Source organism: Streptomyces sp. NPDC005533 (assembly GCF_042871845.1).
GTDB lineage: Bacteria > Actinomycetota > Actinomycetes > Streptomycetales > Streptomycetaceae > Streptomyces.
Genome location: NZ_JBIAJH010000051.1, coordinates 26,566 through 40,959 on the forward strand (window position 1 = coordinate 26,566; position 14,394 = coordinate 40,959).

A 14,394-nucleotide genomic window follows, 5' to 3' on the forward strand; every position below is an offset into this window, starting at 1 on the left:
GAGCGGCCGCCAATGAGTCACGAGGATCTGTACGTCGACCACGACAACGCGCAGTGGGCGTTCGGCACCGGTTTCACCGACCCCCTGCACGGCGTCGACCAGAGGGTGCCGGACGGCATCGACGCCGGAGACCTGGCCGCCTGCTGTCTGGCCCTGGGCGACGACGCACTGGTGTCCGCCCAGCGGCTCGCCGAGTGGTGCACACGCGCCCCGGAACTGGAGGAGGAACTCGCCCTGGCCAACATCGGCCTCGACCTGCTCGGCCAGGCCCGGCTGCTGTATGCCAGGACGGGACGGGCCGACGGTACGGGCCGCGGCGAGGACGCGTACGCCTACTTCCGTGATCCAGACGGCTTCCGCAACCTACGGCTGGCCGAACTGCCCGGCGGCGACTTCGCCTTCACGATCACACGGCTGCTCGTGTTGTCCGTCTGGCGGCTGGCCGTCTTCGAGGAGCTCACCAGCGCTCCTGATCCGGTGCTCGCCGCCATCGCCGCCAAGAGCGTGAAGGAGCTCTCCTACCATTGCCACTACGCCGCGGTGTGGACCGTGCGCTTGGGCGACGGGACTCCCGAGTCCCGTGACCGTCTCAGAACGGCGCTGTCCGACGTCGCGCCCTGGCTGGGAGAACCACTGACCGACCGGACCGCAGCCGGTCTGGGCGCCGAGTCCGCAGTGGTCGCCGACCGGACGCTGCGGCATCTCGCCGACGTCCTGGTGCGAGCGGGATTCGACCCCTCCGAGGTCCTGCCTCTCGGCCCGGCTTCCGCCGCTGCCATACCCGGCTCCGGCCGCGACGGTGACCGTACCGAACACCTGGCACCGCTCCTCACCGAACTCCAAAGCATCGCCCGCGCACACCCGCAGGCGCAATGGTGACGCTCGCAGATGCCGGCAAGCACCGCCGAGATGCGGCGCACCGCGCCTGGCGTACCGCCTGCGAGATCCCCGATCCGGAACTGCCCATGCTGACCCTCGCCGACCTCGGAGTGCTCCGCGGTGTCGAGGTGGAGCAGGACGGTACGGTCGTCGTGCGGCTCACGCCGACCTACTCAGGCTGTCCCGCCGTGGCCGAGATGCGGGCTGAAGCCGCCACCCGGCTGCAGGCGGCCGGCTTTCCCGCCGTGCGGGTCGTCACCGTGCTCGACCCGCCCTGGACTACCGACTGGATCACATCCCAGGGCCGCCTCAAGCTCGCCGAACACGGCATCGCACCACCGGGGCCTCGGCGCCTCAGCGAATCCGGGCCGGTGTGGCTGTCCCTCGGGCCGGCCCCGTCGGATGTGCCCTGCCCGCGCTGCGCCTCGGTCGATACCGAGGAGATCTCACGGTTCGCCGCAACCGCCTGCTTGGCGCTCCGCCGCTGCGGCACCTGCCTGGAGCCCTTCGAGCACCTCAAGGACCTTTGATGACGACCCCCTCCCGTCCCCCCGTCACGGCGCGGACCCGTCTGCGTCCCACCTTCCACGCCCTGCGCGTCGCAGCGGTTGAGGGGCTGTGCTCCGACGCCGCCGCGCTCACCCTCGCGATACCGGACCGTCTGGCCGAGGAATTCGCGTTTCTCCCCGGCCAGTGCCTCACCGTGCGCCGGGAGATCGACGGCCGCGACGAGCGCCGCTCCTACTCCATCTGCTCCCCCGTCGGGGAACCTCTGCGCATCGGCATCCGCGTCGTACCCGGCGGCCTGTTCTCTTCCTGGCTCGTCCACGGTGTGCGCCCGGGAGACACCCTTGAGGTGATGGGGCCGGTCGGTGCTTTCACGCCCGACCTCACCGGAGCCGGACAACCCGGTGATTCCGATCAACCCGGTGGCCTCGGCCACTTCGTGCTCATCGCTGCCGGATCCGGCATCACACCGATGCTGTCGATCGCCGCCTCAGTACTCGGCGCCGACGACTCATCCCGCATCACCCTCCTCTACGGCAACCGGCGAACCGATACGGTCATGTTCGCGGACGAACTGGCAGATCTGAAAGACCAGTACCCGGCCCGCTTCCAGCTCGTTCACGTGTTGTCCCGCGAGCCGCGCCAGGCCGAAATGCTCTCCGGCCGCCTCGATGCGGCGCGGCTCACCGCCCTGCTCGATGCCCTGGTCGACACCGACGGCGTCGACCAATGGTGGCTGTGCGGTCCGCACGGCATGGTCCGTGACTCCAGCGCCATCCTGGCCGGGCTCGGCGTCCCGGCCGACCGAATCCACCAGGAACTGTTCCACGCCGATGAAGAACCGCCCGCTGCCCGCCACGAGGTCTCGGCGGTCGGTCTCGCCACGAGCGAAGTCACCGTCGTCCTGGATGGCAGGGTCACCACGTTCCCGGCCCCCCGGGACCGCACCGTCCTCGACGCTGCCCAACAGCTCCGCCCCGACCTGCCGTTCGCCTGCAGAGGCGGCGTCTGCGGGACGTGCCGCGCCCTGGTGACCCAGGGCCGGGGGGACATGCGCCGCAACTACGCCCTGGAGCCCGCGGAGGTGGCCGCGGGATACGTCTTGACCTGCCAGACCCGCCCCGCATCGGACGAGCTCACCGTGGACTTCGACATGTGAGCGCGAACATGTCGACAACGTTCGGTTTTCTCGACGATGAACGATCGGAAACCTGCGCTGGAAAAGGCGCATGCCGTTCGGCACAGTAAGCCCGGGTCAATCAATCGCTCGAACGGGCGTTCGGTACGGCAGGGTGAAAGTCGTGCTTGCCGCCTTGGTCCCCGCCGCGGTAGACCGCGCAAACTCGGGGCGCCCGCAACGTTCGTTGACCGACGGCGTGCGCCTATCGAAATCTTGAGCGGACCGGCAGTAACGGACCGCACTGCACCAACGTATGGAAAGTGAGAGCAAGGCGTGAGTGAGCAGCCGCTCGTAAAGCCCGCAGCGCCATCCGGACCGGCCCGGCCCAATGTCGACGCTGGAGACGCCGGTTACAGCAAGTCGTTGAAGTCCCGGCACGTCAGCATGATCGCCATCGGCGGTGCCATCGGAACCGGCCTCTTCCTCGGTGCCGGCGGCCGCCTCGCCGAGGCCGGCCCGTCGTTGTTCGTCGCGTACGCGGTCTGCGGCGTCTTCGCCTTCCTCGTCGTCCGCGCGCTCGGCGAACTCGTCCTGTACCGGCCCTCGTCCGGCGCCTTCGTGTCGTACGCCCGGGAGTTCCTCGGCGAGAAGGGTGCCTACACCGCAGGCTGGATGTACTTCCTGAACTGGGCCACGACCGGTATCGCCGACATCACCGCGGTGGCCACCTACACCCACTACTGGGGCATGTTCTCCGACACACCCCAATGGGTGATCGCGCTGATCGCCCTGGCGGTCGTCCTCGCGGTCAACCTGATCTCGGTGCGGATCTTCGGCGAGCTGGAGTTCTGGTTCGCAATCGTCAAGGTCGGCGCCCTCGTCGTCTTCATGTGTATCGGCATCTTCCTGCTGGTGACCCAACACCCCGTCGACGGTCACAACCCCGGTCTGTCCGTGATCAGCGACAACGGAGGCGTCTTCCCCAACGGTCTGCTGCCCATGCTCCTGATCACCCAGGGCGTCATCTTCGCCTACGCCGCAGTCGAGCTGGTCGGCGTTACGGCGGGTGAGACCGAGAACCCCGAGAAGATCATGCCCAAGGCGATCAACTCGATCATGTGGCGCGTGGCGCTGTTCTACGTCGGCTCGGTCATCCTGCTCTCGATGCTGCTTCCGTGGAACAAGTACGTCGCTGGCGAGAGCCCCTTTGTGACGGTGCTGTCCCACATCGGTGTCCCCGCCGCGGGCGGCGTGATGAACCTCGTCGTCCTCACCGCGGCCATGTCCTCGCTCAACTTCGGCCTCTACTCGACCGGCCGCATCCTGCGCTCCATGGCGATGTCCGGCTCGGCGCCCAGGTTCACGAGTGCGATGAGCCGCAGCCAGGTTCCCTACGGTGGCATCCTGCTCACGACCGGTATCTGTGTGCTCGGCGTCGGCCTCAACTTCGTCGTACCGGCGAAGGCGTTCGAGATCGTCCTGAACTTCGCGGCGATCGGCATCCTGGCCACGTGGGGCCTGATCATGATCTGCCACCTGCTCTTCTGGCGGAAGACGCAGCAGGGCGAGCTGACGCGTCCTGGCTACCGGCTGCCCGGCTCGCCGTGGACCGAGATCGTGACCCTCGGCTTCCTGGCCTCCGTCCTGGTGCTGATGTATGCCGATGGCGGGGCCGCACGCACCACCGTGCTGTGTCTTCCGCTGATCGTCGGGGCTCTCGTCGCCGGGTGGTTCGGCGTGCGGGGCCGGGTGGCCGGCATGCGCAGGGCAGCCGAGGACGCCCAAGCCAGGCCATGACCTCCACGGCGATCGGGGACGGCCCGCCAAGGCATCAGTGGCCCGGGACATCACCTGCCTGATGCGGGCCGTGCCGCCACTCTGCCCGGGCCGCATTCAAGTGTGACCTTGTAGCGCTTTTCAACGGCCGGGTGGTCGCCTTACGATCCGACCGCGCCCCAGAAAGTCCTGGCCGCCGCGCATCCCTCGCCCCTACGGCACCCAGCCCTAAAACCGGCGGCGCTGATCCTTGAGATCGCCGTCCTCACCCCGAGTCAACCGTGAGGCGTAGCGTGGCATTCACACTCTGCGCGTCCGGAACAAGCTCTCCCACGAGAAAGCCAGCTGTTTCAGGCGCTGTCATGTTCGATCTTCACCGGCTCAGACTTCTCAGGGAGCTCAAGCACCGCGGCACGCTGGCCGCCGTTGCCGCGGCCTTGTCCTACAGTCCATCGACCATTTCTCAGCAGTTGTCGCTGCTGGAATCCGAGGTCGGCGTCCGGCTACTGGAACACGTTGGTCGGCGGGTACGCCTCACCCAACAGGCGGAGATCCTCGTTGCCCACACCGAGGCTGTCCTGGAGCGGCTGGAACGCGCAGAGACCGACATCGCGACATCCTTGACCGATTTGACCGGAACACTCCGTATCGCTTCCTTTCAGAGTGCGGCGCTTGCCCTGGTCCCCACCGCGCTGACCTTGTTGCATGCCGCTCATCCGCTGCTGCGTGTCCATCTCACTCAGATGGAGCGGGAAAGTGCCGTTTCTGCTCTGCTAGCGCGTGACTTCGATCTGATCATCGACGTGGAGTACCCCGGTATTCCCGGTCCTCGGCCCGCGGAGGTGGAGCAGGAGGAGTTGTGTGAGGACACCCTGCATCTGGCTCATTTGGCCATTGGGGGCGTGGCCGACCCCATGGAGGCGCTCCTCAGTCTGGCAGGACAGCCGTGGATCATGGAGCCCGAGGGAACTGTCGCTCGCCGCTGGTCGATGGCACTGTGCCGCGAAGCAGGCTTCGAACCGGACATCCGGTACGAGTCCACCGATCACTTCCTGCATCTGCGGCTCGCCGAACAGGGTCATGCGGCCGCGCTGCTTCCGGGTTTGGCGTGGCACGGCCGTCCCCCGACCGTCCCCATACAGCCACTGCCACGGGCTCATCACAGGCGCAGACTGCTCACCGCCGTGCGTCGCGGAGGCGGCCAGCACCCGACCATCAAAGCCGCCCGGCAGGCACTGCTCGGGGCTGCTGAGCAGTTGGTTCTGTGACCGCATGAGCCGCGGGGCCCTGCTCTTGTCAGGCCAGACGCCTGAGCACGTCTTCGACCGCGTCGATGAGCGGATCGCCTTCCGTGCCTGTCCTCCTTATGAGACCCAGTTCGACGTCAGGGAGTTCTGGCAGGACGCCATACGCGGCGGTGCCGGGTTCCACGCAGGCGGGCAGTAGAGCTGCAGCGCCGAGGCCGGCCCGGACGGCGGCTTGCACGGCGGCCAGGCTGGTGCTTTCGAAAACAACACGCCATGTACGTCCGTTGGCTTCCAACGCATCCAGCACCGGCGTGCGCCAGCGACACGGCAGGGAGAACAGCACGAGAGGGAGGGGGGCAGCGTCTGGATCCAGTCCGGGCCCGACGGCCCACCTCAGCGGCAACCGGGTCGTCCAGCGCGGTAGGCCGGGCAGGTAGGACGGATCACACAGGGCGATATGGATGCGTCCGGAGGAAAAAGCCTCCCTCATGTACGGCCCAGGAGCGCTGATCACTTCCAGCGTCGCTTCGGGATTAAGGCGGGCAAAATCGGCAAGGGCCTGGGGGAACGGTGCAGCGGCGAGGTCTTCGATCAGTCCCACCCCGCAGTGCCCCGTCACCGTTCGCCTGGTTTCGGTGAGAGCCTGGGCAGACAGGGCCAAGATCCGCTCGGCATAGGGCAGCAATGCCTCGCCAGCCTTGGTCGGGCTCACTCCGGTGGCCGTACGGTGCAGCAGTGGCTGTCCGACGGAGCGTTCGAGCTTCCGCAGCTGCTGGCTGAGGGCCGGCTGGCTGTACCCGAGCGCGGCTGCGGCGCGACTGATACTGCCGAGGCGGGCGCAGCTGACGAACATCCGCAGTAACGACGTCTCTAGATCGCGGTCGAAGGCCATAACCGCACGTTATACGGCCCCCTGTTCATTGGGTAGTTCCATCTGAAGGAGCGAATCATTAGCGTCAGTCCCATGCACTACTTCCACGTCGATGTGTTCAGCTCTCGGCCCTTCAGCGGCAACAGCCTTACTGTTTTCCCCTATGCCGCCCAGCTCAGCAGCGGCCAGATGGTGGCCATCACGCGGGAAATGCGCCACTTCGAATCGATCTTCCTGACAGGTGAGGACGCGGGAGACGGAGCTTGGCGGGCGCGCGTCTTCGACCTCGTCGAGGAACTCGACTTCGCCGGCCACCCTGTCATCGGAGCCGCCTGTGTCCTGCACGCGCTGCACGGCAGTGGCGACAGTGAGACGTGGAAGATGAAATTGAAATCCCGCATGGTGGAGATCACCACACATCGGCGTGGTCCTGGGCGGTACGCGAGCGTGCTGGATCAGGGTGCTCCCTCCTTCCTCGGCCAGCCGGACCGCAAGGACCTGGCGTCTTGGTTTTCGCTGAATGAAGAAGACCTGGATGTGGATCTCCCGCCCGAGGTGGTCTCCACCGGTCTGCGCTACCTGGTGCTGCCGGTACGCAGCGGCGCACTCGAACGGGCCCGGATCGCTTTCGATCTCGAGACGCCGCTTTCCAGTCTCGGCGCACAGTTCGCCTATCTCCTCGATGCCGACACCTTGGAGTCACGGCACTGGAACAACGACGGCATCGGCGAGGACGTGGCGACCGGAAGCGGAGCAGGATGTGCCGCCGCCTATCTGCGCCGCCACGGCCGCATCCGCGACGGGGAAAAGGTGGTCCTCAGACAGGGCCGGTTCATTGGCCGTCCCAGCCAGATGACGATCAGCGCGCAGGGCCCAAGAGGGGACGTCCGCTCGGTACAGGTCGGCGGCGAAGTCTCGTTCGTGGCGAACGGACGTTTGGAGGAGCTGCCAGCATGAGCGGCTTGCTGGAATACTTCCGGTCCGACAGTCGCCGTCTGGTCGCTGTCGTCCGTCTCTGACGGCTCGGCCGGTAGAGATTCGGCGATGTCACGTAAAGGATGCCCCGTCACTGCATCTCCTGATGTCGCCCGCGGCCACGACGTCATCACGCCTGCCAAGGTTCGGAAGACGACTGTCGCTTCGCGGCTGAGGCAGAGCCGGGTTGCCCGCCCAGCGCTACGGTTTCCCTCGGCGTCTCGGCCGACACCCTCGGCAGCCAAGCGCTCAAGCCGGCCTGCCACCATAGGAGGCGGTCGCGCCGAGAGTTCCCCCAGCCAGTGGCACTGGCACAGCAAACGTAAGCCGCTCTTGTCGGGGGAAGTCCCATGCTCAGTTTCCTAGCCGCCGAAGCCGATTCGACGTCCGTAAGATCAGGACAAGATGGGTCGGACTCGGATTCCGAATTTCGCGCCGGTTGGTCAGTTGCACAGAATGGATCAATACACTCATGAACGCTGAACTTCCCACCGGATATGAGATATCCGCAGACCCCGCCCGCCTCGATCCTGCGCTGATCCACCAGTGGCTGTCACAGGACTCCTACTGGGCCGTTGGTCGATCCAGGGAAAAGCAGGACATGGCGATCGGCTGTTCCCTCAACTTCGGCGTCTACGACAGCGTCTCAGGCGCCCAGGTCGGTTATGCCCGTGTCGTCACTGACTCGGCCACCTTCGCCTGGTTGTGTGACGTCTACATCGCACGCGACGCACGTGGCAAGGGCCTGGGAACCGCTCTGGCCACTGCGATCCGGGACCATCTTTCTCCTTACGGCCTGCGTCGAATCCTGCTGGCCACGGCGGACGCCCACGCGGTCTACGCCAAGGTGGGCTTCGCATCACTGGAGAAACCGGAGAAGTGGATGACTCTAGGGGAGCAGTGAGCCCCCGAGCACCTCGGCGAAACGGGCCTCCAGCCGCGATACGGGGAACGCGAGACCGGACCAAGGCAGGCGGTACGAGCTGCCGCAATGCGGTGCGCGGGGAAGCCGCGCGCCTCGCCGTGGTTGCGGTTCGACGGATTCGGAACACCGCTCCGTCGACTCGTCCCAACACGCTGCGACGCTCTTCGACGTGTGGTCTTTTCAGAACGGACGGGATCAGGGAGAGGCATGCCGGAAGACCAGTCAGGCCTGTATCAGGCAGGCGAAACGGTGCTGTTGGTCAAGGTGCCCGAAGCCGAGCCGCTCGTCGGCCAATGGCGCCAGCGGTTCGACTCCTCGGCCGGAGCCAGGCTTCCGGCGCATGTGACGGTACTCTATCCATTTCTGGACCATGGCCGCATCGATGCCGACGTGCTCGGCGCGCTCGAGTTGGTCGTTGGTGCGCACTGCCCCTTCGACGTTCGGTTCGAAGGCCTTGGGCGATTCCCCGATGTGCTTTTCCTGGTGCCGACGCCGGAGGGTCCGCTGCGGGCTCTTACTCAAGCCGTCTGCGAACGATGGCCGGAGATCCCGCCCTATGGGGGCCGGTTCGTCGAGGTCGTCCCGCACCTGACGGTGGCCCATGGTCAGGAGTGGAGCGTATTCGACGAGGCCGAGGCCGCCCTCACCGGCCGTCTGCCGGTCACCGCTCGCGTTTCGGCGGTTCAGCTTTTGGTTTGCGACGGCGCGTCCTGGCATGAACAGGCGGCCTTTCCCCTGCGCGGCCGAGGTGAATGATGTCGATGAGGTCGTCGCGGCTGGTGGGGTTGCCGTACCGAAGGTCGCAATCCGCCAGAAGGGGTACTTGGAGTTGGATTGCTCCTGACGGGCTGTGGGAGCTCGCGGAGCCGCTGATCCCACCGTCAAAGGTGCGGCCGCAGGGCGGGCGCCGGCGCGAGCGCATCATCGGCCCGGCGCGCGGCGGGCCACCGCCTCGTACAGACGCCACTCGGCCCCCGTGCGGGCCTCCGACACCTGCCTGGCCAGCACCGAGACGCCGGGCAGCAGCACCCTGCGTCTGTCGTTGCATCCATTTCGCGACGCGCATACCCCCGAGCCTCCATCGGGGAGGCCACCTGATGGCCCCAGCGTTCCAAGTAAATTAGGTGTATGTATCTGGCTGATACTGATCCGGCTTGCCGCAGCACTGCCCATCAAGTCGATCGCCTTGCTGAGGTCGGTCAGTTCCCCCCCCGTCAGCAGGCGAGGGAGGTCGACCCCCCTCCCTACGCGCGAGTCGTCAAGCAAGTTGATATGTAAAGAGTTTGACTAGTTGATGAGGGTCGGCTCTATTCTTCCACGTACCTCTTGCATGCCCGTATAGGCCCCACTGTAGGCACAGCGGTTCTGTGCCACGCGTGGTTCTTCTTCGGTTTCCTCTATGAGGAGATCGTCGATGTCCCGAACATGATGATGGGCGCACATGCTGCGGAAGCCCAGTCTTTGTGGGACCTGTACCATTCGGTCACCAACCCGGTCTTCTACTGTGCCATCGTGGCTGTCCCGGTACTGGGCTCGTTGGCCTTTCTCTGGCTGAAGCGGGGCGGGCTGTCGCCCGCGAACCAGACTTGCCTGCGACTCGCCACCTACGGCCATCTCGCCATGGCCGCGCTCACCTTCGTCGCCGTCACGCAAATCAACGGCACGCTGTATTTCGGGCCTCCGATCAACGACCCGGCGCGCGTCGACACACTTGCCTGGGCCTGGCACCGCCCACCACCGAGGTATCACGGCAGCCGCATCAATGGGATACACCAGCCCGCAGGCCGGGGCCGAAGCTGGCTCTCACCGTGGCAGCGTGCATTGACGATCCGGCGCGGGCTCGGGCATCGGCTGCTTCCCCGCGGGGTGCCCCGTCGTGTTGTCAAGGGGCTGGAGGTGGTCACGGCTGAAGCGCCAGGAACGCCGGGCCGGCCGCGTTCGCGCTGCAGATCAAGCCTCGCCACGATCGGGAGCTTCCCTTTCACAGGTTGGGGGCCACCACGTAAGGGCTGTCCTTCCCACAGCGGGCGGGTGGGCACGGCGTGCTGCCGCATGGTGCTGGAGGCCGGGCGCGGCCGAGCTGGTTGAAGGGCGACAAGGTGGCGGACCCACTCCTCACGATCGGTGGCGTCACCGGGTGACAACCCGCGTCGCGCCCACCTCCGTGGCATCCGTGGAACTCTTCGAAGCCGTGGATCAACGTGAGTAACGTGACGGTCGCGACGGGCCGCTCACGGGAACCGTCAGCGCCTGAACCTGACTTGAGGCTAACGTTCGATTCTCTCGACGATGAATGATCGGAAACTTGCGCTAGAAAAAGTGCTGGCCGATCGGCACAGTAGCTCCGAGTCGATCAACTTGTCGGCTCGTTGGAAGTCGGCGCCAGAGCGTCCCCCGCTGGCGTTGTCGCACGACCAGCAGGTCGTACAGGGACCGCAGGGCCGACCTGGGAAGAACGACATCTGATGGGTAGGCAAGCACACAAAGCTCGGGCGGGGCTCTGGCGCCTGGCCTTGGACGGCGAGCTGCTTGTGGAACACTGTTGTTGACGGTACCCAAATCGTCCAATTCGGGGATGAGGCTACGGGCGACGCGAAGACGACTCTCTTCTCTCTTCAAAGGTGAACGCATGAGCCAGCATGTGACAGTCCTGTGCTGGAACCTCAAACGCAACGGTGCTGGTGACACCACCAAGCGGCGGCGTGCCCACGAGCTGCCGGCATCCCTCGACCCTCACCTCGTCCTCCGCCAAGAGATGGATGGTGCTGCGGCGGACGGCAACCGGATCATGTACGAGGTTGAGGCTGTCCTTGGCTTGCGTGGCTGGCTCGGCCCCCGAGCCTGCACGGCCGTCTTCGCGAACCCGACGCTGTTCCAGCCGCTGAGGGAGTGTGAGGACGTCGGCCCTGTTTGGGTTCATCCACCGACGGTTGCGGTCTTCCGCTTCACACCAGGCGGCAGCCAGTCCCTGCCCTTTGTTGTGGCTTCTTATCACCTGAACCACGCCTCGGCCACAACCCGCCAGGCCGAGGTGGAGCGGCTGACGAAGTGGGCCGACCGCAAGTGGACGATGCCGGACGGCGAGCGGACGCTGATGCCCGCCCTCATGGGCGGTGACAACAACTCCTACCCGGTGCCCGGTCTGGAAGGGGACCTCCCCCTCTCGGATTTGGAACAGATCGCCGACCGGCCGCACCGGCTCCACCGCTCCCACATCGGCCCCGATGGGCAGCGTCTGTTGGACACCTGCCCTGACGAGGCTCTGCGCACCGCCGGCCTGGAGGACGTGGCCCGCTATCGGGCGAACACCCGCGATGGCGACAAGGCAGCCGCGTCCCGCACGATGAACGCCAGTCCGACGCACGGCCCGGACACGCGGATCGACAGGATCTACGCCACCCCCGCCCTGCTCGGAGCGGTGAGGGATGTCGACGTGATCGAGGTCGAACCGGGTATATCAGACCACCACATCGTCCGTCTGACCCTTGACGCCGACCGCCTGACCGACGACCTCACCTACCGGCCCCGGAGGCAAGCCGCGCCAGCTGTAGCATCCGAAACGATCGACGACTGAAGCGCCCACCTTACGACCAAACCGGGACCGGCGCCTGCCGTGGGCCGGCCGCGCTCGGCACCATGCCCGCAAGATCACGTCCACGGGTATCGCCGACGTAAGCCCCAAAGCTGGCCATTGGAGACCGCGGCGACCGACGACGCGCTGGATCTGTTCGTGCTGCTGATGCAGGTAAGGCTGATCAGCGCCGCGCGCCGCACGCCGGACCGGGACTGGGCGGCGGCCCGGGGCCGAGTGGCGAAGGCGTCACGGATGCTCGATGGGGTGTTCCGGCTGTGGAGCGAGCAGCAGGACCTGGTTGCCGAGAGCGGCGCGGATCTGGATGCGGGCGCGATGTGGCGGGCGCTGGAGACGGAGATCGGCCAAGGGGACCATCAGAACAGCCCTTAACGCTAAGCACTTGATCTTGCGAGAGCAGGACCCCGGCGGGAAGGCGTTCGCCGGGGTCGCCGGTCGCCAGGTCATCCAAGAGGAGTGGCTCCGGCGTTTGGGTGGGGCTGGGCCTGGAGCCGACCGCGGAGGTCGATCTCTTCGGGGGTAAGCGGCTCCCCGGGGCGGCGGATGCGGACGGGCTTGGGCCGAAGCGGCAGGCCGTGGTCTGCGGCGGCCTGTTCCGCTTCTGCGAGTGCTCGGTAGAGGGAGGCGACGGATGGGGACTTGCCTGCGTTCTTCCCAGTCTTAATGGTGAGCTTCTTCGCGATGTCCGGGACGGGGACGCCCTTGTCCTTCAGTGCGACGGCGAAGGTGTACGGCCCGCCGGAGAAGCGCGAGGTCGCCTGGTACCTGGTGGATCGGGCAACCGCGCACAGGATCGGCGGACGGCACCCGCTCAGTTCCCGTTCCGCACCAGCAGCCCGTCCACCAGGTGCTCCAGCGCCTCCGCCATCTCCGTGCGGGTGGCCCCGGGATCGTCCGCGTGCGCGACCATCAGCGCCGCCTCGTCCAGCGCGCCGAGAAGGATGTGGGCCAGCGGCGGTACGGGCCGAGGGGCCAGCGCTCCGGCCGCCATCGCCGCCTCCAGGGCCGCCGTGATCACTCCGAGGCCGTGCTCCTGGCCGATCTCCCGCCACCGCCGCCAGCCCAGCACCCCTGGGGCGTCCAGCAGCAGAACGCGTTCCACGTCCGGCTCGGCGAAGGCGTCGAGAAATGCGCGCGCCCCCACCTTCAGCGCCTGCACCGGATCCGTGGCGGTTGTCATGACCTGCCCGGCGATCCGCTCGGTCAGCTCCGCCTCGACCGTCTGCACCGTGGCGTCGAACAGATCGTTCTTGTCCCGGAACTGGTGGTAGAGCGCCCCCCGGGTCACGCCGGCGGCCCGGACGATCTCCTCGGTCCCCACCCCCGCGTAGCCGCGCTCGGCGAACAGCGACCGGGCGGCGGCGATGAGAGCCGCCCGGGTCGCCCGGGAACGCTGGGTGTGCTTGGTGCCGGTCAATTCCATCCTGCCCCCTTGAGTTCCGTACAGCCTGTATGGCACTCTACATGCATACAGTCTGTATGTAATTTGCCGCGAAGGGTTCCCGCCATGCCACAGCTCACGCTCGACCAGGGAACCGTCCACTACCGGGACACCGGAGAAGGCGAGCCTGTGCTGCTTCTGCACGGGTACCTCATGGACAGCAGGCTCTGGGAACCGGTCGTCGCCCGGCTCGCCCCGGACTTCCGGTGCATCACCCCCGACCTGCCCCTCGGTGCCCACCGCACCCCGATGAACCCCGGCACGGACCTCAGCCTCCCGGGGATCGCCCGGCTGGTCGCGGATCTGATCGTCGCCCTTGATTTGCCCCGGGTGACCCTGGTCGCCAACGATCTCGGCACCGCCGTCGCCCAGCTCGTCGCCGTCCGTCATCCCGAGCGGATCGGGCGTCTCGTCCTCACCAACGGCGAGTGCTTCGACAACTGCCCGTCACCCTGGTTCAGATCACTTGGCCCCGCCTCCCGGGTGCCCGGTCTGCTCACCCTGGTTTTCCAGGCCCTTCGGCTGCGTGCCGTTCGTCGCATGCCCTTTGGGTTCGGCCTGCTGACCAGGGGCGCACTGCCCCACGATCTGATCGACGACTGGCTGCGGGCCTTCTTCGCCGACCCCGGCGTCCGGCGCGACTGCGTCAAGGTCACCCGTGGGATCGTCCCCACAGCCCTGGTCGAACCGGCAAGGCGGCTCGCCTCCTTCGACCGGCCCACCCTGCTCGCCTTCGCCCGCGAGGACCGGCTCTTCCCCTACGCGCACGGCGAGCGACTGGCCGCGATCGTGCCCGGCGCCCAGCTGGAGACCATTCCCGACAGCCGCACCTGGGTGATGCGCGACCAACCCGACCTGACAGCCCTGCTCATCAGTGAGTTCATCCGCAACACCCCCACCGGCGCCACGCCGGCGGACGCCACTCCCGCCTGATCCCGGTCCAGGACCCAGTTACCGTGACGCGCCCTAGTAGTGCTTTGTTAGCCGGTCTTGTCACGTCGGGTGTTCGGTAGTTCGCTGGCTGTATGAGGGCTGGGGAGCTGGCGGCGGTGCGGGTTCGG

General features: G+C 66.8%; 14 protein-coding genes. 12 read left to right on the plus strand and 2 right to left on the minus strand.

The features are described 5' to 3' along the window. Positions 1-12 precede the first annotated feature (12 nt). The 5 genes from paaC (at position 13) to ACFYP3_RS32535 (ending at position 5,550) form a co-directional block, all read left to right on the plus strand. Positions 13-879, plus strand: a complete 867-nt coding sequence (gene paaC / locus ACFYP3_RS32515; RefSeq protein WP_388840507.1) for a 1,2-phenylacetyl-CoA epoxidase subunit PaaC — start codon at positions 13-15, stop codon at positions 877-879. After that, complete coding sequence (paaD, locus tag ACFYP3_RS32520; protein ID WP_388840510.1) at positions 873-1,409, plus strand: 1,2-phenylacetyl-CoA epoxidase subunit PaaD; 537 nt, start codon at positions 873-875, stop codon at positions 1,407-1,409. The genes paaC and paaD overlap by 7 nt, the downstream gene beginning before the upstream one ends. Then, positions 1,409-2,545, plus strand: coding sequence for a 1,2-phenylacetyl-CoA epoxidase subunit PaaE (paaE, locus tag ACFYP3_RS32525; protein WP_388840513.1), 1,137 nt, complete (start codon positions 1,409-1,411; stop codon positions 2,543-2,545). The genes paaD and paaE overlap by 1 nt, the downstream gene beginning before the upstream one ends. Before the next feature lie 294 nt (positions 2,546-2,839). Next, the gene (locus ACFYP3_RS32530) at positions 2,840-4,303 is read left to right on the plus strand and encodes an amino acid permease (RefSeq protein WP_388840516.1); all 1,464 of its coding nucleotides are present in this window, start codon (positions 2,840-2,842) and stop codon (positions 4,301-4,303) included. 341 nt (positions 4,304-4,644) lie between these two features. After that, a complete protein-coding gene (locus ACFYP3_RS32535; RefSeq protein WP_388840518.1) occupies positions 4,645-5,550 on the plus strand; it encodes a LysR substrate-binding domain-containing protein in 906 nt (301 codons plus the stop codon). 28 nt (positions 5,551-5,578) lie between these two features. On the opposite strand, the gene ACFYP3_RS32540 is transcribed toward ACFYP3_RS32535, so the two are convergent. Further along, entirely contained in the window at positions 5,579-6,421 is an 843-nt protein-coding gene (locus ACFYP3_RS32540) for a LysR family transcriptional regulator (protein ID WP_388840520.1), read from the minus strand. Between the two features lie 72 nt (positions 6,422-6,493). Here ACFYP3_RS32540 and ACFYP3_RS32545 point away from each other — a divergent pair, with 72 nt between their 5' ends. The 6 genes from ACFYP3_RS32545 to ACFYP3_RS32570 all read left to right on the plus strand — a co-directional run bounded on the left by ACFYP3_RS32545 (position 6,494) and on the right by ACFYP3_RS32570 (position 12,264). Next, positions 6,494-7,357, plus strand: coding sequence for a PhzF family phenazine biosynthesis protein (locus ACFYP3_RS32545; protein WP_388840523.1), 864 nt, complete (start codon positions 6,494-6,496; stop codon positions 7,355-7,357). 490 nt (positions 7,358-7,847) lie between these two features. Next, entirely contained in the window at positions 7,848-8,279 is a 432-nt protein-coding gene (locus tag ACFYP3_RS32550; protein WP_388840526.1) for a GNAT family N-acetyltransferase, read from the plus strand. A 228-nt stretch (positions 8,280-8,507) separates the two neighbouring features. Then, positions 8,508-9,056: a 2'-5' RNA ligase family protein gene (locus ACFYP3_RS32555; RefSeq protein ID WP_388840529.1), complete on the plus strand. Its 549-nt coding sequence runs from the start codon at positions 8,508-8,510 to the stop codon at positions 9,054-9,056. A 570-nt stretch (positions 9,057-9,626) separates the two neighbouring features. Next, positions 9,627-10,388 (plus strand): hypothetical protein, encoded by a 762-nt coding sequence (locus ACFYP3_RS32560; RefSeq protein ID WP_388840532.1) that lies wholly within the window; start codon positions 9,627-9,629, stop codon positions 10,386-10,388. A gap of 541 nt (positions 10,389-10,929) precedes the next feature. Further along, complete coding sequence (locus tag ACFYP3_RS32565) at positions 10,930-11,874, plus strand: endonuclease/exonuclease/phosphatase family protein (RefSeq protein ID WP_388840535.1); 945 nt, start codon at positions 10,930-10,932, stop codon at positions 11,872-11,874. A 117-nt stretch (positions 11,875-11,991) separates the two neighbouring features. Further along, positions 11,992-12,264 (plus strand): hypothetical protein, encoded by a 273-nt coding sequence (locus tag ACFYP3_RS32570; RefSeq protein WP_388840538.1) that lies wholly within the window; start codon positions 11,992-11,994, stop codon positions 12,262-12,264. Between the two features lie 439 nt (positions 12,265-12,703). Here the strand turns inward: ACFYP3_RS32570 and ACFYP3_RS32575 are convergent, their stop codons facing one another. Further along, complete coding sequence (locus ACFYP3_RS32575; protein ID WP_388840541.1) at positions 12,704-13,315, minus strand: TetR/AcrR family transcriptional regulator; 612 nt, start codon at positions 13,313-13,315, stop codon at positions 12,704-12,706. A gap of 84 nt (positions 13,316-13,399) precedes the next feature. Between ACFYP3_RS32575 and ACFYP3_RS32580 the strand changes: the two genes are divergently transcribed. Then, positions 13,400-14,266 (plus strand): alpha/beta fold hydrolase, encoded by an 867-nt coding sequence (locus ACFYP3_RS32580; protein ID WP_388840544.1) that lies wholly within the window; start codon positions 13,400-13,402, stop codon positions 14,264-14,266. Positions 14,267-14,394: the final 128 nt, after the last annotated feature.